16 protein-coding genes and 1 riboswitch are annotated in these 18,659 nt (G+C 69.2%); of the genes, 11 read left to right on the top strand and 5 right to left on the bottom strand.

The window, feature by feature from the left end:
* Positions 1–52: 52 nt before the first annotated feature.
* The 4 genes from ACFULQ_RS34265 to ACFULQ_RS34250 all read right to left on the bottom strand — a co-directional run bounded on the left by ACFULQ_RS34265 (position 53) and on the right by ACFULQ_RS34250 (position 4,861).
* Positions 53–1,540, bottom strand: a complete 1,488-nt coding sequence (locus tag ACFULQ_RS34265) for a glycoside hydrolase family 3 protein (RefSeq protein ID WP_383551509.1) — start codon at positions 1,538–1,540, stop codon at positions 53–55.
* 9 nt (positions 1,541–1,549) lie between these two features.
* Positions 1,550–2,392, bottom strand: a complete 843-nt coding sequence (locus ACFULQ_RS34260) for a carbohydrate ABC transporter permease (RefSeq protein ID WP_383551507.1) — start codon at positions 2,390–2,392, stop codon at positions 1,550–1,552.
* Positions 2,389–3,369 carry a carbohydrate ABC transporter permease gene (locus ACFULQ_RS34255; RefSeq protein ID WP_383551505.1) on the bottom strand — a complete coding sequence of 327 codons (981 nt, stop codon included), beginning with the start codon at positions 3,367–3,369 and terminating at the stop codon, positions 2,389–2,391. Before ACFULQ_RS34255 ends, ACFULQ_RS34260 begins: the two co-directional genes overlap by 4 nt.
* Positions 3,370–3,577: 208 nt before the next feature.
* Entirely contained in the window at positions 3,578–4,861 is a 1,284-nt protein-coding gene (locus ACFULQ_RS34250; protein WP_383551503.1) for an extracellular solute-binding protein, read from the bottom strand.
* A 306-nt stretch (positions 4,862–5,167) separates the two neighbouring features.
* On the opposite strand from ACFULQ_RS34250, the gene ACFULQ_RS34245 reads away from it, so the two are divergent.
* From ACFULQ_RS34245 to ACFULQ_RS34200, 10 genes are all read left to right on the top strand, one after another.
* The gene (locus tag ACFULQ_RS34245; protein ID WP_053847903.1) at positions 5,168–5,932 is read left to right on the top strand and encodes a GntR family transcriptional regulator; all 765 of its coding nucleotides are present in this window, start codon (positions 5,168–5,170) and stop codon (positions 5,930–5,932) included.
* Between the two features lie 108 nt (positions 5,933–6,040).
* Positions 6,041–8,176 carry a carbon starvation CstA family protein gene (locus tag ACFULQ_RS34240; RefSeq protein ID WP_383551501.1) on the top strand — a complete coding sequence of 712 codons (2,136 nt, stop codon included), beginning with the start codon at positions 6,041–6,043 and terminating at the stop codon, positions 8,174–8,176.
* Complete coding sequence (locus ACFULQ_RS34235) at positions 8,148–8,348, top strand: YbdD/YjiX family protein (protein ID WP_383551498.1); 201 nt, start codon at positions 8,148–8,150, stop codon at positions 8,346–8,348. The genes ACFULQ_RS34240 and ACFULQ_RS34235 overlap by 29 nt, the downstream gene beginning before the upstream one ends.
* A gap of 127 nt (positions 8,349–8,475) precedes the next feature.
* Positions 8,476–8,727, top strand: coding sequence for a DUF3311 domain-containing protein (locus tag ACFULQ_RS34230; RefSeq protein WP_383551497.1), 252 nt, complete (start codon positions 8,476–8,478; stop codon positions 8,725–8,727).
* Positions 8,724–10,334, top strand: coding sequence for a monocarboxylate uptake permease MctP (gene mctP, locus ACFULQ_RS34225; RefSeq protein ID WP_383551495.1), 1,611 nt, complete (start codon positions 8,724–8,726; stop codon positions 10,332–10,334). Before ACFULQ_RS34230 ends, mctP begins: the two co-directional genes overlap by 4 nt.
* 129 nt (positions 10,335–10,463) lie before the next feature.
* Positions 10,464–10,970 carry a GNAT family N-acetyltransferase gene (locus tag ACFULQ_RS34220; RefSeq protein ID WP_383551493.1) on the top strand — a complete coding sequence of 169 codons (507 nt, stop codon included), beginning with the start codon at positions 10,464–10,466 and terminating at the stop codon, positions 10,968–10,970.
* A gap of 45 nt (positions 10,971–11,015) precedes the next feature.
* Positions 11,016–11,152: riboswitch (cobalamin riboswitch) on the top strand.
* A 123-nt stretch (positions 11,153–11,275) separates the two neighbouring features.
* A complete protein-coding gene (locus ACFULQ_RS34215; protein WP_383551491.1) occupies positions 11,276–13,645 on the top strand; it encodes a ribonucleoside-diphosphate reductase subunit alpha in 2,370 nt (789 codons plus the stop codon).
* Positions 13,645–14,658 (top strand): ribonucleotide-diphosphate reductase subunit beta, encoded by a 1,014-nt coding sequence (locus ACFULQ_RS34210; RefSeq protein WP_383551489.1) that lies wholly within the window; start codon positions 13,645–13,647, stop codon positions 14,656–14,658. Before ACFULQ_RS34215 ends, ACFULQ_RS34210 begins: the two co-directional genes overlap by 1 nt.
* Positions 14,659–14,871: 213 nt before the next feature.
* Entirely contained in the window at positions 14,872–16,926 is a 2,055-nt protein-coding gene (locus ACFULQ_RS34205) for a putative Ig domain-containing protein (protein WP_383551487.1), read from the top strand.
* Positions 16,927–16,977: 51 nt separating this feature from the next.
* On the top strand, positions 16,978–17,463 hold the full coding sequence (locus ACFULQ_RS34200; RefSeq protein ID WP_383551485.1) for a hypothetical protein: 486 nt from the start codon (positions 16,978–16,980) through the stop codon (positions 17,461–17,463).
* Here the strand turns inward: ACFULQ_RS34200 and ACFULQ_RS34195 are convergent.
* On the bottom strand, positions 17,430–17,567 hold the full coding sequence (locus ACFULQ_RS34195) for a hypothetical protein (RefSeq protein WP_330264536.1): 138 nt from the start codon (positions 17,565–17,567) through the stop codon (positions 17,430–17,432). The genes ACFULQ_RS34200 and ACFULQ_RS34195 overlap by 34 nt on opposite strands.
* A 125-nt stretch (positions 17,568–17,692) precedes the next feature.
* Here ACFULQ_RS34195 and ACFULQ_RS34190 point away from each other — a divergent pair, with 125 nt between their 5' ends.
* Entirely contained in the window at positions 17,693–18,658 is a 966-nt protein-coding gene (locus tag ACFULQ_RS34190; protein WP_383551482.1) for a helix-turn-helix domain-containing protein, read from the top strand.
* The last annotated feature ends 1 nt before the right edge of the window (position 18,659 follow it).

The raw sequence follows: 18,659 nt of genomic DNA, 5'->3' as shown, positions 1-18,659 counted from the left end.
GTGCCGTCGTTCCTGTGCTTCCAGGGAACCGGCACCTGTTGGGTCGTAGGGGCTACTTCTCCCCCGCGATGACCTCCGCCGCCGCCCGTCCGCAGACCCTGGCCGCGCCGTGGGTCGCGATGTGGAGGGCTCCTCGGGTGGGGGCCTGGGGGAGGCCCATCTCGATGACGATGGTGTCGGGGCGGGTCCGGAGGATGGTGTCCAGGGCCGCTGTCATCCACGGGTGGCGGTGCTCGTCGCGGACCACGGCCACGATGCGGCGGGGGCCGGCCGCGGCCAGGGTCGCGAGGCCCGCGTCGTCGCCGGCGAAGCTGCCCGTCTCCGTGCCGGGCAGGAGCCGGGTGAGTTCGGCGGCCACGCCCCAGGGGGTCTCGTCGCCGACGGCGATGTTGGCCACCGGGGTGAACGCGGCGACGTAGGGGGCCGCGGCGAGGGGGGTGAAGCCGTCGGCGCCGGTGATGCGCAACGCCCTGCGGGCCGCGCGCAGTCCCACCTCCTCGTCGGCCGGCAGCTGGGTGTCGGCCGCGCCGGCCGCCGTCCAGTGGGCCAGGGTGCGCACCCGTTCCGCGGCCTGGGCGAGGCGCTCCTCGGGGAGTTCGCCCGAGCGGACCGCGGAGACCAGGGCGTCGCGCAGACGCCGTACCGTCTCGTCGTCGGCGAGGCCGCCGCCCACGCAGATCGCGTCGGCGCCGGCGGCGATGGCGAGGACGCTGCCGCGCTCGATGCCGTAGGTGCCGGCGATGGCCTGCATCTCCATGCCGTCGGTGACGATGAGGCCGGTGTAGCCGAGTTCGCCGCGGAGCAGCTCGGTCAGGACCGGGTGGGACAGCGTCGCCGGGCGGTCCTGGTCCAGGGCCGGGACCAGGAGGTGGGCGGTCATCACCGCGCGGGTGCCGGCGGCGATGGCCGCGCGGAAGGGCCGCAGCTCGCGCTCCAGCAGCACCGACCGGTCCACGTCGATGCGCGGCAGGGCGTGGTGGGAGTCGGTCGCGGTGTCGCCGTGGCCCGGGAAGTGCTTGGTGCAGGCGGCGACGCCCGCCGACTGGAGCCCGGAGACGTAGGCCGCCGTGTGCCGGGCGACCAGGTCGGAGGAGGCGCCGAAGGAGCGGACGCCGATCACCGGGTTGGCGGGGTTGGAGTTGACGTCGGCCGACGGGGCCCAGTTGAGGTTGACCCCGCAGGCCGCGAGGCGGCGGCCGAGCTCCGCGGCCACGGCGTGCGTGAGCTCCACGTCGTCCACCGCGCCCAGGGCGTGGTTGCCGGGGAAGGACGAGCCGGTGCCCACCTCCAGGCGGGTCACGTCACCGCCCTCCTCGTCGATGGCCACCAGGACGTCGTCCCGTTCGGCGCGCAACTGTGCCGTCAGGGCGGCCAGTTGCTCCGGGGAGGCGATGTTGCGGCCGAACAGGCCGACCGAGGCGAGGCCCTCACCGAGGCGGCGCAGCAGCCAGTCGGGGGCGGTGGTGCCGGGGAAGCCGGGCTGGAGGACGGTCAGCGCGTCGCGCGTGAGGGTGTCGGTGCCGCTGGCGAAAGTCGTCATCGGGGGGCGTTATCCCTTCACGGCGCCCGCGGTGAGACCCGCGGCCATCTTGCGCTGGACGAGGAGGAAGAGGACCACGATCGGCACGGCCATCATGGTGGCGCCGGCCATCATCGGGGCGTATTCGGTGCCGTGTTTGGTGGTGAAGTTGCCGAGCCAGACGGTCGCGGTCTGGTTCTTCTGGCTGAGCAGCATGAGGGCGTAGAGGTACTCGTTCCAGGCCTGGATGAAGGCGTAGACCGAGGTGGCGACCATGCCGGGGGCGAGGAGCGGGAAGACCACGCGCAGGAACGCGCCGGTGGGCGAGCAGCCGTCGACCATCGCCGCCTCCTCCAGCTCCTTCGGGATGTTGACGATGAAGCCGCGCAGCGTCCACACCGTGAAGGGGAGGATGAAGGTCAGGTACGTGATGATCAGGCCGGACAGCTTGTCGTACTGGTCGAGGTCGTTCAGGAGCAGGAAGACCGGGATGATCATCGCGACCAGCGGGACCATCTGGACCGCGAGGATGCCCACGATCACGACCTTGCGGCCGCGGAAGGCGAAGCGGGAGATGGCGAGGGCGGCCAGGGTGCCGACCACGATGCCGATCACCACGACGGTGAGGGAGACGATCAGGCTGCGGCCGACCGGGCCCCAGAAGTCGGCGATGTCCAGCGCGCGGCTGAAGTTGCTCAGCGTCACGCCCGTCGGCAGCAGGCTCGGGTCCGGGTCGATGGCGTCCTTCGCCGGCTTGAACGCGGTGTTGAGCATCCAGTAGACGGGGAAGCCCGCGGTGACGAAGACGAGGAGACCGAGGAGGTTCCAGCCCAGCTTCGACTTGCGGCGGGCCCCCGGAGCGAGCGCGCTCATTCGACCTCTCCGATCTTCAGCATCTGGCGCATGTACACGGCGACCACCCCGAGCAGCAGAAGCACGGTGATGAGGGCGATCGCGGAGCCCTGCGCGTAGTCGTTGACCACGAAGGCGCGGTCGTAGGAGTACGTCGTCAGGATCTGGAACTCCGGCTCCGGGTGGCCGTTGCGCATCACGAACACCTGGGGGAAGACGCCCATGTCCCAGATGACCGACAGGGTCGTGAGCATCACGATGATCGGCTTGAGGATCGGCAGGGTGACGTACCGGAAGACGCCCCAGGCGCCGGCGCCGTCGAGACGGGCGGCCTCCTCCAGTTCGGCCGGGACCTGGGTGAGTCCGGCGCTGAGCGTGATGACGACGAAGGGCACCGCGCCCCACACCACCAGCAGCATGATCACGGCAAGGCCCTGGGGACCGCTCGCGAACCAGTTGTGGCCGATCATCTCGACGCCGGGCAGCTTGCTGAGCAGCGCGTTGAGGATGCCGTAGTCCGCGTCGAACAGCCACTTGAAGACCGTGGTGGCGACGATGATCGGCATGCCCCAGCTGGCCACCAGCGCGATGTTGATCAGGGTCTTCACCCAGCCGGAGACCCGCTGGAGCAGCAGGGCGATGAGCATGCCGATGACCATCGTGAAGATGACACAGCCCGCCGCGAAGACGAGGGTCCGGACGACGACCGCCCAGAACTCGCCGTCGTCGAGCACGCCGGTGAAGTTGTCGAAGCCGACCCACTCGGCGGGCTGGAAGCCCCACAGCTGGGACTGGCCGAACTTCTGGAAGGACAGGGTGACCAGGCGGACCAGCGGATAGCCCATGACCAGGCCGAGGACGATCAGGCAGGGCGCGAGCAGCAGCCACGGGGTGGCGCCGGTCCGCCGCCTTCTGCGGGGCGCCGACGCGGTGGGCGGCGGTGGTACCGACAGCGGCGGCGGCACCTCGGTGGGGGTGGTGGTGTCTGCGGCACTCATCGCGTGCTCCTCAGCGGTCCCTCTGGTCGTACGAGGCAGAAGCCCGCACGGCTCTGGTCGTACGAGGCGAAGCCCGCACGGTCGTACGAAAGCGAAGCCCGCACGGTCGGGTGTACGGGAGACCCGCACGGGGTCGTACGGGCGGCCCGCACGGTCGGGTCGTACGGGAAGCAGGGCCCCGCCGTTCTCAACGGGGCCCTGCCTGCGGTCACTTGGTGTTGATGACCTTGTCGATCGCCGCGTCGGCCTCCTTGGCCGCCGCCTCGACGGACTGCTTGCCGGTGCCGATGTTCTGCAGCATGTTCTGCAGGACCTGCGCCTTCTCGACCTGGCCCCAGCCGGGCGCCATGGGCACGAACCAGTTGGACTCGGCCGCGGTGGCCGGGACCGCGGTCGCCGGGTCGTTCTTCAGGGTGGCGAGGTCGGTCTTGTTGTTGGGCAGGTTGCCCTTGGCCATCAGGCCCTTCTGGCCGGAGGGACCGGTGAAGGCGTTGATCCACTCGGCGGCCACGGCCTGCGCCTTGGACTTGACCGGCACGGCGAGGTCCGAACCGCCCAGGAAGACGGGGAGGTTCTTGCCGGACGGACCCGGCATCACGAAGTTCTCGAGGTTGTCCTTGAGCTTGCCGGTCTTGTCGTTCTTCGGGTCGGCGGAGGTCGCGCCCTCCCAGGCCGCGCCGAAGATCATGCCGGACTTGCCCTGGCCGTAGACGATGTAGCGGTCGGACTCGTCCTTGGTCTTGTCGCCGTGCATGTACTTGTCGACGACGTTCTTGAACTCGGTGAGGCCCTTGATGGACTCCGGCGAGGAGAGGTTGGCCTTCCAGGTGCCGCCGTTGTCGACGGCGATGGAGCCGCCGGCGTCGTAGACGAAGGACATGGCCGCGTACCAGTCACGGGTGGGCTGGTACCAGGCGGAGAACTTGTCGCCCTCCTTCTTCTGGACCTTGTCGAGGGCGGCGGTCAGCTCCGCGTAGGTCTTCGGGGTGGACTTGACGCCGACCGAGGCGAAGACGTCCTTGCGCCAGTTGCCGACACGGCCGCCCGCGTAGTACGGGACGCCGTAGGTCTTGCCGTCGTACGTCACCGAGGCCTTGAGGCCGTCGAGCCAGGCCGAGGAGTTGGTGAACTTCGAGGCGTCCAGGGGGGCGAAGGCGCCCTTGACCATGTAGCCGAGCATCTCGGTGTTGCCCATCTCGACCACGTCGGGGGCCTTGTCGGTGGCGAGGACCGCGTCGAGCTTGGTGTTCTTGTCCGGCCAGCCGTAGTACTCGTGGTTGATCTTGATTCCGGGGTGCTTCTTCTGGACCGCGGCGTCCGCGGCCTTCACCAGCTCGGGCCAGTTGTTCTGGGCGTCGACGGTGAGCCAGACGGTCAGCTCCTTGGCGTCCGCGCCGCTGTTGTCCGAACTTCCGCTGTCGCTGCCCCCACACGCCGCGACCGAGACCATCATGCCCGCGATACCTATCGCGGCTGCCAGCTTGCGCTTCACGCCACCCTCCTCAGGGATGCCCACACCTCCCGCCCACGAGCCGGGACCTGGACCAATGGTGTAGACCAGTAGGGGGAGCTTGGACCAGACCACGAGGCCTGTCAAGAGGGTGCGAAACGGCCCTGACCAGCCGTTATGCGAGCTACATATGCAGGAACCATTAGTAAAGAAGCCAGCGAAAACAGCGGCGGCGGAGTAGTCTCGTCCGCTATACCACTCACCTCTGTGGACTAGACCAAAAGAGTCGGCGACGGTATACAGAAGGGATCACGATGTGACCCGCATCCGGAGCCGGGAAGGCAGACCATGAGCAGCGACGTCAGCAGTGCGGAGACCGAGGGCGGGGCAGGAGTCCGTACCGCGCGCGTGCCGAAGTACTACCGCCTGAAGAAGCACCTGCTCGACATGACGGAGACCCAGTCGCCCGGCACCCCCGTACCGCCCGAGCGCACGCTCGCCGCCGAGTTCGACACCTCCCGCACGACCGTGCGCCAGGCGCTCCAGGAGCTGGTGGTGGAGGGGCGGCTGGAGCGGATCCAGGGCAAGGGCACGTTCGTCGCCAAGCCCAAGGTCTCCCAGGCACTGCAACTCACCTCTTACACCGAGGACATGCGCGCCCAGGGCCTCGAACCCACCTCGCAGCTGCTCGACATCGGCTACATCACCGCCGACGACCGGCTCGCCGAGCTCCTCGACATCACGGCCGGCGGGCGGGTGCTGCGCATCGAGCGCCTGCGCATGGCGAACGCCGAGCCGATGGCCATCGAGACGACCCACCTGAGCGCCAAGCGCTTCCCGGCCCTGCGCAGGTCGCTCGTCAAGTACACGTCCCTCTACACGGCGTTGGCCGAGGTCTACGACGTCCATCTCGCCGAGGCCGAGGAGACCATCGAGACCTCCCTGGCCACCCCGCGCGAGGCGGGCCTGCTCGGCACGGACGTGGGCCTGCCGATGCTGATGCTGTCCCGGCACTCGTTCGACAAGACGGGCGAGCCGGTGGAGTGGGTGCGGTCCGTCTACCGAGGCGACCGGTACAAGTTCGTGGCCCGCCTGAAGAGGCCGGTCGACTAGGGCCTGTTGCGCGGCGCAGTGCCCTTTCAGGTACTGCACGCGGTGTAGCGCAACCGCGCTTCCTGCTCTACGGTCCTCCCGACTCCGTCTGGACGGGAGGACCGCCCCGTGCGTACCGCGAACGTCCGAACCATCGTCATCTGGACCCTCGTCGCCCTGGTCGGCGCCACCGGCTGGGCCGTGCTCGCGCTCGCCCGGGGCGAGGACGTCTCCGCCGCCTGGATGGTCGCGGCCGCCCTCGGGTCGTACGCGATCGGCTACCGCTTCTACGCGAAGTTCATCGCGCACAGGGTGCTGAAGGTCGACGGCACCCGGGCCACCCCGGCCGAACGCCTCAACAACGGCATCGACTTCCACCCCACCGACCGCCGCGTCCTGCTGGGTCACCACTTCGCGGCGATCGCCGGCGCGGGACCGCTCGTCGGCCCGGTGCTGGCCGCGCAGATGGGCTACCTCCCCGGCACGATCTGGATCATCGCGGGCGTCGTCTTCGCGGGCGCGGTCCAGGACATGGTCGTGCTGTTCTTCTCCACGCGCCGGGACGGCCGTTCGCTCGGGCAGATGGCCCGCGAGGAGATCGGCCCCTTCGGCGGCGCGGCCGCGCTGATCGCCGCCTTCGCCATCATGATCATCCTGCTCGGGGTGCTGGCCCTGGTCATCGTCAACGCCCTCGCGGCCTCCCCCTGGGGCACCTTCTCCATCGCGATGACGATCCCGATCGCCCTGCTGATGGGCTTCTACCTGCGTGTCCTGCGCCCCGGCCGGGTCGCCGAGGTCTCCCTCATCGGCGTGGGGCTGCTGCTGCTCGCGCTGGTCGCGGGCCGCTGGGTCGCCGAGTCGTCCTGGGCCGGCACCTTCACCCTCGCCCCCTCGACGCTGGTCGTCTGGCTGGTGGCGTACGGCTTCATCGCCTCGATCCTGCCGGTGTGGATGCTCCTGGCGCCCCGCGACTACCTGTCCACCTTCATGAAGATCGGGACGATCGCCCTGCTCGCCCTCGGGGTCGTCATCGCCCTGCCGACGCTGAAGATGGACGCGGTGACGGACTTCGCCTCGCGCGGCGACGGCCCGGTCTTCGCGGGCTCGCTGTTTCCCTTCGTCTTCATCACCATCGCCTGCGGGGCCCTGTCCGGCTTCCACTCCCTCATCTCCTCCGGTACGACGCCGAAGATGATCCAGAAGGAGACGCAGGTCCGGATGATCGGCTACGGCTCCATGCTGATGGAGTCGTCGGTCGCGATCATGGCGCTGGTCGCGGCGAGCATCATCGACCCGGGGCTGTACTTCGCGATGAACGCGCCGGCCGGGGTCATCGGCACCACGGTGGACAACGCCTCGCAGGTGGTGACCGGTTGGGGCTACTCCATCTCCCCCGCCGACCTCGCCCAGGCCGCGAAGAACGTCGAGGAGTCGAGCCTGCTCTCGCGCACCGGCGGCGCCCCGACCCTCGCCGTCGGTGTCTCGGAGATCTTCTCCAAGGTGACCGGGGGAGGCCTGCGGGCCTTCTGGTATCACTTCGCGATCATGTTCGAGGCGCTGTTCATCCTGACCGCGCTGGACGCCGGCACGCGCGTGGGCCGGTTCATGCTCCAGGACATGCTGGGGAACGTGTACCGGCCGTTCAAGAACATCAGCTGGAAGCCGGGGCTCGTCCTCACCAGCGCGATCGTGTGCGCCCTGTGGGGCTACTTCCTCTGGGTCGGCGTCCATGAACCCCTGGGCGGGATCAACCAGCTCTTCCCGGTCTTCGGCATCTCCAACCAGCTGCTCGCCGCGGTCGCCCTGGCCGTCTGCACCACCCTGCTGGTGAAGTCGGGCCGCCTCAAGTGGGCCTGGATCACCGGGGTTCCGCTCGCGTGGGACGCGACCGTGACCCTCACGGCCAGCTTCCAGAAGGTGTTCTCCAGCGACCCCAAGGTCGGCTTCTTCAAGCAGCGTTCGGTGTTCCAGGACGCCATCGACGACGGCAAGGTGCTGCCGCCCGCCAAGAGCATGGACGACATGCACACCGTGGTCACCAACTCGACGGTCGACGGCGTCCTCACGGCCGTCCTCGCCCTGCTGATCGTGGTGGTGATCGCGGACGCCCTCAGGGTCTGCGTCCGGCACGTCCGCCGTCCCGCGCTCTCCACGCTCAGTGAGGCGCCGTACGTCGAGTCGAAGATCCTCGCCCCGGCCGGGCTGATCCCCACCCGGGAGGAGAAGGAGGAGGCCCGTGACGCGGTCACTGCTGCGCGTTCTTAGGAGCGTGCGCTGGTATGTGCGCGAACTGACCGACGAGTCGGCGTACGACCGCTATGTCGCGCATGTGCGCGGGCAGCACCCCGAGGCGCCGGTGCCGACCCGGCGGGCGTTCGAACGGATGCGGACGGAACGTCAGGAAAGCGACCCCCGGCAGGGGTTCCGCTGCTGCTGAACGGGAGCTTCACAGAATCGACATACCGATATGCGGACGAGGTCTTCCGCTGTTGCGACACCAGCGCCTAGATTGCCTGCGCGTTACAGGTGATCAACGCTGATCAGCGAGGGGACGGAGTCACGACATGTCGGATGCGCCTGAAGTGAGACCACCGGTGGTGACGCCGGTGCGGGTGGTCATCGCCCTCTGCCTGCTCGCCCCGTTCGTGGCGATGCTGTGGGTCGGCTCGTACGCGAAGGTGGACCCCGAGTTCATCGGCATCCCGTTCTTCTACTGGTACCAGATGCTGTGGGTGCTGATCTCCACCGCGCTGACGATGATCGCGTACCAGCTGTGGCAGCGTGACCAGCGTGCCCGTCGTGGAGGTTCGAAGTGAACGACGGCGTCAACGGCGTGGCTCTCGCCGTCTTCATCCTCTTCTTCCTGGCCGTCACGGTCATGGGCTTCCTGGCCGCGCGCTGGCGCAAGGCCGAGAACGAGCACTCGCTGGACGAATGGGGCCTGGGCGGCCGCTCGTTCGGCACCTGGGTCACCTGGTTCCTGCTGGGCGGCGACCTGTACACGGCGTACACCTTCGTCGCGGTGCCCGCGGCGATCTACGCGGCGGGCGCGGCCGGCTTCTTCGCGGTGCCGTACACGATCCTGGTGTACCCGCTGATCTTCACCTTCCTGCCCCGCCTGTGGTCGGTCTCCCACAAGCACGGGTACGTGACGACCTCTGACTTCGTGCGCGGCCGGTTCGGCTCCAAGGGCCTGTCGCTCGCCGTGGCGGTCACCGGCATCCTCGCGACCATGCCGTACATCGCGCTCCAACTGGTCGGCATCCAGGCCGTCCTGGACGTGATGGGCGTCGGCGGCGGCGAGAACACCAACTGGTTCGTGAAGGACCTGCCGCTGCTGATCGCCTTCGGCGTCCTCGCGGCCTACACGTACTCCTCGGGCCTCCGGGCCCCCGCCCTGATCGCGTTCGTGAAGGACACGCTGATCTACATCGTCATCGCGGTGGCGATCATCTACATCCCGATCAAACTGGGCGGCTTCGCCGACGTCTTCGGCGCGGCGAGCGAGAAGTACACGGCGGCCAAGGCGGGCGGACTGGTCCCCCTGGAGGCGGGCCAGTGGACGTACGCCACGCTGGCGTTGGGCTCCGCGCTCGCGCTCTTCATGTACCCGCACTCGATCACCGCGACGCTCTCCTCCCGCAGCCGTGAGGTGATCCGCCGCAACACCACGATCCTGCCGCTGTACTCACTGATGCTCGGCCTGCTGGCCCTGCTCGGCTTCATGGCGATCGCGGCCGGGGTCAAGGTCACCAACCCGCAGCTGGCGATCCCGCAGCTCTTCGAGGACATGTTCCCGGACTGGTTCGCGGGCGTGGCCTTCGCGGCCATCGGCATCGGCGCGCTGGTCCCCGCGGCCATCATGTCGATCGCGGCCGCGAACCTCTTCACCCGCAACATCTACAAGGACTTCATCAAGCCGGACGCGACCCCGGCCCAGGAGACCAAGGTCTCCAAGCTGGTCTCGCTCCTGGTGAAGGTCGGCGCGCTGGTCTTCGTCCTGACGATGGACAAGACGGTCGCCATCAACTTCCAGCTCCTGGGCGGCATCTGGATCCTCCAGACCTTCCCGGCCCTGGTCGGCGGCCTGTTCACCCGCTGGTTCCACCGCTGGGCGCTGCTCGCCGGCTGGGCGGTCGGCATGATCTACGGCACGGTCGCCGCGTACGGCGTCGCCTCCCCGACCCAGAAGCACTTCGGCGGCTCGGCGAAGGAGATCCCGGGCATCGGCGAGATCGGCTACATCGGCCTGACGGCGTTCGTCCTCAACGTCGTCGTCACGGTGGTCCTGACCTTCGTCCTGAAGGCGGCGAAGGCCCCCGACGGCATCGACGAGACCAGCCCGGAGGACTACACGGCGGACGCGGGCGACCCGGGGGTGGAGGTGGAGCTTCCGCCCGCTACCGCAGGAACCTCGCACTGACTCCTCAGGGGCGCGGGGCTGTTTCGATGTGCGGCTCCGCCGCGTGGACGCGAGCAACCCCACACACCCGGCAGCGGGCCACCGAGAGCAACCCTCCTCGGTGGCCCGCTTTCGTGCACACTCACCCGCATGACCATCCTGATCCGCCCCGCAGAACCCACCGACTACGAAACCCTCGGCGACATCACGGCAAGGGCCTACCTGAACGACGGCCTCCTCGCGTTCGGCGACGACGCCGACTGGTACTTCCAGGAACTCAAGAACGTGGCCAAGCGGGCCGCGGAAGCCGACGTCCTGGTGGCCACGGCGGACGACCGCATCCTCGGCGGAGTCACCTACGTCCCCTCCCCCGGCCCCATGGCGGAGCTGGCCCGCCCCGGAGAGGCCGAGATCCGCATGCTCGCTGTGTCCCACGAGGCCCGCGGCCAAGGCGTGGGACAAGCCCTCGTCCAGGCCTGCATCGACCGCGCGAGCGCCGCAGGCAGCCTCACCGGCCTGGTCCTGTGCACCCAGCCCACCATGCACACCGCCCACCGCCTCTACGAGCGCTTCGGCTTCACCCGAGCCCCCGAGCGCGACTGGCGGCCGGTCCCCGGCGACGACTTCACCCTCCTCACCTACCAGTTGACGCTCTGAAGTCGCCGCGACACAACATATGGGCCTGCTTCCACCACCCGGCACAAGATGTATGCTCATGCTCGCTGTCGCCGCAGGGGAATCCGGTGCGAATCCGGAACTGTCCCGCAACGGTGTACTCATGCGCGCACAAGCGCATATGAGGGTAAGTCCGAGGACCTGCCGACAGCACATCCGGCCACCGTGGCCCGGGTGTCATGACGTCCGGGCCTCGTGGAATGGGCCGGTGGACGCGACGCCGTGCGCGCTCGTGTGCTGCCCCCTGCCCTCCGCAAGGCCCCCGTGCCAGCGAGGGAGAGCCCCACGTGACCATCGCGCCAGCCGACCCGGCTTCAGCAGCGATCGAGCGGACCGAGCAGGAGAACGACGGCCCCGGTGCCGCGCTGCTGCGGACCCTGACCGAGCTGACCGCCGACCTTCCCGACGCGGACCCCGGCCGGGTCGCCGCCGCCGCGCTCCGCGGCCGGTCCGCCCGGGCCGACGAGTCGGAGTTGCGGGAGCTGGCCACCGAGGCCGCGGCCGGGCTCATCTCCGAGGACCCCGCCTACAGCAGGCTGGCCGCCCGGCTGCTGACGATCTCCATCGCCGCCGAGGCCGCCTCGCAGGGCGTCACCTCGTTCACCCGATCCGTCGCGGTCGGGCACCGCGAGGGTCTGATCGCCGACCGTACGGCCGAGTTCGTACGCATCCACGCCGACCGCCTGGACTCGCTCATCGACCCTCAGGGGGACGACCGCTTCGGCTACTTCGGCCTGCGCACCCTGCACAGCCGCTACCTGCTCCGGCACCCGATCACCCGCAAGGTCATCGAGACGCCCCAGCACTTCATGCTCCGGGTCGCCGCCGGTCTCGCCGAGGACGACACCAGGCGGGCTCTCGACGAGGTCGCCGCGCTCTACGGGCTCATGAGCCGACTCGACTACCTCCCCTCCTCCCCCACCCTCTTCAACTCCGGCACCCGGCACCCCCAGATGTCGTCCTGCTACCTCCTCGACTCCCCGATGGACGAGCTGGACTCCATCTACGACCGCTACCACCAGGTGGCCCGGCTCTCCAAGCACGCGGGCGGCATCGGCATCGCGTACTCCCGCGTCCGCAGCCGCGGTTCGCTGATCCGCGGCACCAACGGGCACTCCAACGGCATCGTCCCGTTCCTGAAGACGCTGGACGCGAGCGTGGCCGCCGTGAACCAGGGCGGCCGGCGCAAAGGTGCCGCCGCGGTCTACCTGGAGACCTGGCACTCCGACATCGAGGAGTTCCTGGAGCTCAGGGACAACACCGGTGAGGACGCCCGCCGTACGCACAACCTGAACCTCGCGCACTGGATCCCGGACGAGTTCATGCGGCGGGTGAACGCGGACGCCGAGTGGTCCCTCTTCTCGCCCGCCGATGTGCCCGAACTGGTCGACCTGTGGGGCGAGGGGTTCGACGCGGCCTACCGGAAGGCCGAGGAGCGGGGCCTCGCCCGCAAGACCATCCCCGCCCGGGACCTGTACGGCCGCATGATGCGCACCCTCGCGCAGACCGGCAACGGCTGGATGACCTTCAAGGACGCCGCCAACCGCACCGCCAACCAGACGGCCCTGCCCGGGCACACGGTCCACTCCTCCAACCTCTGCACGGAGATCCTGGAGGTCACCGACGACGGGGAGACGGCGGTCTGCAACCTGGGCTCGGTGAACCTCGGCGCGTTCGTCGACCCGGCGGCGGGCGACCTCGACTGGGAGCGGCTGGACGCCACCGTCCGCACCGCCGTCACCTTCCTGGACCGGGTCGTCGACATCAACTTCTACCCGACCGAGCAGGCCGGGCGGTCCAACGCCAAGTGGCGGCCGGTGGGCCTTGGCGCGATGGGCCTCCAGGACGTCTTCTTCAAGCTGCGGCTGCCCTTCGACTCGCCGGAGGCCAAGGCCCTCTCCACGCGGATCGCCGAGCGCATCATGCTCGCCGCCTACGAGGCCTCCGCCGACCTCGCCGAGCGCAACGGTCCGCTTCCGGCATGGGAGAAGACCCGTACCGCGCGGGGCGTGCTGCACCCCGACCACTACGACGTCACGTCGAACTGGCCCGAGCGCTGGGCCGCACTGCGTGAGCGCATCGCCACCACCGGTCTGCGCAACTCCCTGCTGCTCGCCATCGCGCCCACCGCGACCATTGCCTCGATCGCCGGGGTGTACGAGTGCATCGAGCCGCAGGTCTCCAACCTGTTCAAGCGCGAGACGCTGTCCGGGGAGTTCCTCCAGGTCAACTCGTACCTGGTGCGGGAGCTCAAGGAGCTCGGCGTCTGGGACGCCCGCACCCGTGAGGCGCTGCGCGACGCGAACGGCTCGGTGCAGGACTTCGCGTGGATCCCCGCGGACGTACGGGCGTTGTACCGCACGGCATGGGAGATCCCGCAGCGCGCGCTGATCGACATGGCGGCGGCGCGGACCCCGTTCCTCGACCAGTCGCAGTCCCTGAACCTGTTCCTGGAGACGCCGACCATCGGCAAGCTCTCCTCGATGTACGCGTACGCCTGGAAGTCCGGGCTCAAGACGACGTACTACCTGCGCTCGCGCCCGGCGACGAGGATCGCCCGCGCGGCTCAGGCCACTGTCCCCGTCCAGCAGGTGACGTCGGAAGAAGCGATCGCCTGCTCCCTTGAGAACCCCGAGTCCTGCGAGGCCTGCCAGTAATGACCACCGAAGCCAAGAACCTTCTCGACCCGGGCTTCGAGCTGACCCTCCGCCCCATGCGCTACCCGGACTTCTACGAGCGCTACCGGGACGCCATCAAGAACACCTGGACCGTCGAGGAGGTCGACCTCCACTCGGACGTCGCCGACCTCGCGAAGCTGTCCCCGGCCGAGCAGCACCTCATCGGCCGGCTGGTGGCCTTCTTCGCGACGGGTGACTCGATCGTCGCGAACAACCTGGTGCTGACGCTGTACAAGCACATCAACTCCCCCGAGGCACGCCTCTACTTGAGCCGCCAGCTCTTCGAGGAGGCCGTGCACGTCCAGTTCTACCTGACGCTGCTCGACACCTATCTGCCCGACCCGCAGGACCGCGCCGCCGCCTTCGACGCCGTCGAGAGCATCCCCTCCATCCGCGAGAAGGCGGAGTTCTGCTTCAAGTGGATCGACGAGGTGGAGAAGCTGGACCGGCTGGAGTCCCGGGCCGACCGCCGCCGTTTCCTGCTCAACCTGATCTGCTTCGCCGCGTGCATCGAGGGCCTCTTCTTCTACGGCGCCTTCGCGTACGTCTACTGGTTCCGCAGCCGGGGTCTGCTGCACGGTCTCGCCACCGGCACCAACTGGGTGTTCCGCGACGAGACCATGCACATGTCCTTCGCCTTCGACGTGGTCGACACCGTGCGCAAGGAGGAGCCGGACCTCTTCGACGACGAACTCCAGCGGCAGGTCACGGACATGCTGGCGGAGGCCGTCGAGGCGGAGCTCCAGTTCGCGCGCGACCTGTGCGGTGACGGCCTGCCCGGCATGAACACCGACTCGATGCGCCAGTACCTGGAGTGCGTCGCCGACCAGCGTCTGACCCGGCTGGGCTTCACCCCGGTGTACGGCTCCGAGAACCCGTTCTCCTTCATGGAGTTGCAGGGTGTCCAGGAGCTGACGAACTTCTTCGAGCGGCGGCCGTCCGCGTACCAGGTGGCGGTGGAGGGCACGGTCGACCTCGACGAGGACTTCTGACCGCAAAGTAAGGAACGGCCAGTGGACGGCCCATGGAGCTTCCATGGGCCGTCCATGAGGCTGCTATGGGGCAGCAAAGATCTCCTCTGGCTTCTTCTCCCGCCTTCACACCCGCCGCTAGCTTCTGGCACGTCATGCTCATGACTGCGTGATCTGCCGCCGCTGCGCGCGTCACGGGCCTGCCTGTAACCCCACCGATGGAGGCAGTACCCCATGCGTGAAATGCCCCGACGGAGCCTGCGAAGACTCCTGACCGCAGCGATACCCGCCCTCGCCCTCGGCCTCGCCGGATTCGCGGCCGTACCGGCGCACGCGACGCCGGCGACCACCCACACCTCCCGGGTGACGCAGAACAGCAAGGCGCTCACCTCCCCCGACCGGCAGACCTTCCACACCACCGGCAAGGCCGGCCAGAAGGTCCCGACCACCCACCTGTGCGCCACCCCGGCCGCGGGTCACGCGTCCTGTTTCGCGCAGCGCCGCACCGACATCAAGCAGCGTCTCGCCACCGCGCTGGCCTCCGCCGCCGCGGCCCCCTCCGGCCTCAGCCCGGCCAACCTGCACAGCGCGTACAACCTGCCGTCGACGGGCGGTTCCGGTCTGACGGTCGCGGTCGTGGACGCCTACAACGACCCCAACGCCGAGTCGGACCTGGGCACTTACCGCTCGCAGTACGGCCTGTCCGCGTGCACCAAGGCCAACGGCTGCTTCAAGCAGGTCAGCCAGACCGGTTCCACCACCTCGCTGCCCACCAACGACACCGGCTGGGCGGGTGAGGAGGCGCTGGACATCGACATGGTCAGCGCGGTCTGCCCGAACTGCAACATCATCCTGGTGGAGGCCAACTCGGCCAACGACACCGACCTCGGCATCGCCGAGAACGAGGCGGTGTCCCTGGGCGCCAAGTTCGTCTCCAACAGCTGGGGCGGCTCCGAGGCCTCGTCCCAGACCAGCGAGGACACCTCGTACTTCAAGCACCCGGGGGTGGCGATCACCGTCTCCGCGGGCGACTCCGCCTACGGCGCCGAGTACCCGGCGACCTCCCAGTACGTGACGGCGGTCGGCGGTACGGCCCTGTCGACGTCCTCCAACTCCCGCGGCTGGACCGAGTCCGTCTGGAAGACCAGCTCCACCGAGGGCACCGGCTCCGGCTGCTCCGCCTACGACCCGAAGCCGAGCTGGCAGACCGACACGGGCTGCTCGAAGCGCATGGAGGCCGACGTCTCCGCGGTCGCCGACCCGGCCACCGGCGTGGCGGTCTACGACACCTACGGCGGCTCCGGCTGGGCGGTCTACGGCGGCACCAGCGCCTCCGCCCCGATCATCGCCGGTGTCTACGCCCTCGCGGGCACCCCGGGCTCCAGCGACTACCCGGCGAAGTACCCGTACTCCCACACCGGCAACCTGTACGACGTCACCAGCGGCAACAACGGCTCGTGCTCCCCGTCGTACTTCTGCACCGCCACCACCGGCTACGACGGCCCGACCGGCTGGGGCACCCCGAACGGCACCACCGCCTTCACCGCCGGCACCAGCACCGGCAACACGGTGACCGTCACCAACCCGGGCAGCCAGTCGACGACGACCGGCGGCACGGCCAGCCTCCAGATCAGCGCGACCGACAGCGCGGGCGCGACCCTGACGTACAGCGCGACCGGCCTGCCGACCGGGCTGTCGATCTCGAGCTCCACCGGCAAGATCACGGGTACGGCGTCCACCGCGGGCACCTACCAGGTCACCGTCACCGCGAAGGACTCCACCGGCGCCTCCGGCTCCGCCTCCTTCACCTGGACGGTCGGCTCCAGCAGCAGTACCTGCACCTCGTCCCAGCTGCTCGGCAACGCGGGCTTCGAGTCGGGCAACACCACCTGGACCGCGTCCAGCGGGGTCATCACCAACGCCACCGGCGAGTCGGCGCACAGCGGCTCCTACTTCGCCTGGCTCGACGGCTACGGCTCCACGCACACCGACACGCTCTCCCAGTCGGTGACCGTCCCGAGCGGCTGCAAGGCGACCTTCACCTTCTATCTGCACGTGGACACGGCGGAGACCTCCACCAGCACCGCGTACGACAAGCTGACGGTGACCGCCGGGTCGACGACCCTGGCCACCTACTCCAACCTCAACGCGGCCACCGGCTACGTCCAGAAGTCCTTCGACCTCTCCTCGTACGCCGGCTCGACCGTCACGCTGAAGTTCAGCGGTGTCGAGGACTCCTCGCTCCAGACCAGCTTCGTCGTCGACGACACGGCCGTCACGACCAGCTGACCCGGATCCAGGACCAGGGGTCGTACGTCCAAGAAGGGAGAGGAGACTCCCATGCGTCGTACGACCCACCGCACGACCCTCGCCCTCGCCGCCCTGATCCTGGTGGCGGGGGCGGGATGCGGCACCCAGGCAGGAAGCGACGGGGGTGCCGCCGACACGCTGTCGCCGTCACCCCCGTCGTCGTCCGCCTCGCCCTCGTCCCCCTCGGCATCGCCGTCACCCGGCTGTACGTCCGCCCCCGAGCTCGACGCCTCCGACAGCGGCACCACGGTCTGCCTGGCCGTCGGCGACACCGTCCGGCTGAGCCTGGACGGCACGAAGAGCCGCCCCTGGACCCCGGTCACCGCCGAGGGCACCGCCCTGGAGGCCGTCAACAGCGGCTTCGTCCTCCAGCCCGGCGACGCGAACGCCGCGTACAGGGCGGTCTCGGCGGGACAGGTGCGACTGACGTCGTCGCGGCCGCTGTGCGCCACCGAGACCGGCCGGGTCTCGTGCAAGGGCATTCAGGAGTGGTGGGTCACCGTGGTGGTGAAGTAGCGCCGCTGCGCCTGCCGGATCTGACGGTCGACGCGCTTGTCGTGGACGATCCCGATCACGGACGGGAGCACCAGCAGGGCGAGGATTCCGAGAACAATCAGCATTCCGATCAGTCCTTCTGTCTGTGCTGAGGTCATGTCACTACTGTCGCGCCGTAGACTCCTGACAAACAGTGGCAGGACTGCCGCACACCCTCGATTTACTGCCAACCCTGAGGCACACTGGCAGCATGCTGACGAACGTGGCCGCCGTCGTCCTGGACGGCGTCAATCCCTTCGAGCTCGGAGTCGTCTGCGAGGTCTTCGGCACCGACCGCAGCGACGAAGGGCTGCCCGTGTACGACTTCGCGGTGGCCTCCGCCGAAGGCCCCACCCTGGCCTCCCGCTCGGGCTTCTCCCTGCACGTCGAGCACGGCCTGGAGCGGCTGGAGTCGGCCGACCTGATCGCCGTGCCGGCCGGCGCCTGCTACGAGTCGCGGGAGTTCCCGCCCGAGCTGCTTCAGGCCCTGCGGCGCGGGGTCGAGCGCGGCGCCCGGGTGCTCAGCGTGTGCTCCGGCGTCTTCGTGCTGGCCGCCGCCGGACTGCTCGACGGCCGGCGCTCCGCCGTGCACTGGAAGCACGTGGACGAGCTGACCCGCGCCTACCCGAGACTGACCGTCGAGCCCGACGTCCTGTACGTCGACGAGGGCCCCGTGATCACCTCCGCGGGCACCGCCGCCGGAATCGACGCCTGTCTGCACATCGTGCGCCAGGAGCAGGGCCCCGAGGTCGCCAACAAGATCGCCCGGCGCATGGTCGTACCGCCCCACCGGGAGGGCGGTCAGGCCCAGTACATCGAGCGGCCGCTGCCCCGGTCGAAGTGCGACACCGTCGGCGAGGTGCTCGTGTGGATGGAGGAGCACCTCGACGAGGACGTCACCGTGGAGCAGCTGGCCGAGCGCGCGCTGATGTCCCCGCGCACCTTCGCCCGCCGCTTCCAGCAGGAGACGGGGACGACTCCCTACCGCTGGATCCTGCGCCAGCGGGTGCTGCTGGCGCAGCGGCTACTGGAGGCGACGGACGAGACGGTGGACGCGATCGCGGGCCGAACGGGGTTCGGCACCGCGGCCGCGCTGCGCCACCAGTTCCTGCGTACGGTCGGCACCACCCCGAACGCCTACCGGCGCACCTTCCAGGGCCCGGAGGCCGCCGCCTGAC

It is taken from the genome of Streptomyces sp. NPDC057253 (genome assembly GCF_042669125.1).
Taxonomy (GTDB): domain Bacteria; phylum Actinomycetota; class Actinomycetes; order Streptomycetales; family Streptomycetaceae; genus Streptomyces.
This window is presented reverse-complemented; position numbering and strand designations above follow the sequence as displayed.

What these genes read in the sequence shown, in the direction of transcription:
- ACFULQ_RS34230 (WP_383551497.1), top strand. Translation starts at nt 8,476, where the DNA reads ATGTCGGATGCGCCTGAAGTGAGACCACCGGTGGTGACGCCGGTGCGG.
- ACFULQ_RS34200 (WP_383551485.1), top strand. Translation starts at nt 16,978, where the DNA reads ATGCGTCGTACGACCCACCGCACGACCCTCGCCCTCGCCGCCCTGATC.
- ACFULQ_RS34190 (WP_383551482.1), top strand. Translation starts at nt 17,693, where the DNA reads ATGCTGACGAACGTGGCCGCCGTCGTCCTGGACGGCGTCAATCCCTTC.
- ACFULQ_RS34265 (WP_383551509.1), bottom strand. Translation starts at nt 1,540, where the DNA reads ATGACGACTTTCGCCAGCGGCACCGACACCCTCACGCGCGACGCGCTG.
- ACFULQ_RS34195 (WP_330264536.1), bottom strand. Translation starts at nt 17,567, where the DNA reads ATGCTGATTGTTCTCGGAATCCTCGCCCTGCTGGTGCTCCCGTCCGTG.
- ACFULQ_RS34205 (WP_383551487.1), top strand. Translation starts at nt 14,872, where the DNA reads ATGCGTGAAATGCCCCGACGGAGCCTGCGAAGACTCCTGACCGCAGCG.
- ACFULQ_RS34245 (WP_053847903.1), top strand. Translation starts at nt 5,168, where the DNA reads ATGAGCAGCGACGTCAGCAGTGCGGAGACCGAGGGCGGGGCAGGAGTC.
- ACFULQ_RS34255 (WP_383551505.1), bottom strand. Translation starts at nt 3,369, where the DNA reads ATGAGTGCCGCAGACACCACCACCCCCACCGAGGTGCCGCCGCCGCTG.
- ACFULQ_RS34210 (WP_383551489.1), top strand. Translation starts at nt 13,645, where the DNA reads ATGACCACCGAAGCCAAGAACCTTCTCGACCCGGGCTTCGAGCTGACC.
- ACFULQ_RS34220 (WP_383551493.1), top strand. Translation starts at nt 10,464, where the DNA reads ATGACCATCCTGATCCGCCCCGCAGAACCCACCGACTACGAAACCCTC.
- ACFULQ_RS34260 (WP_383551507.1), bottom strand. Translation starts at nt 2,392, where the DNA reads ATGAGCGCGCTCGCTCCGGGGGCCCGCCGCAAGTCGAAGCTGGGCTGG.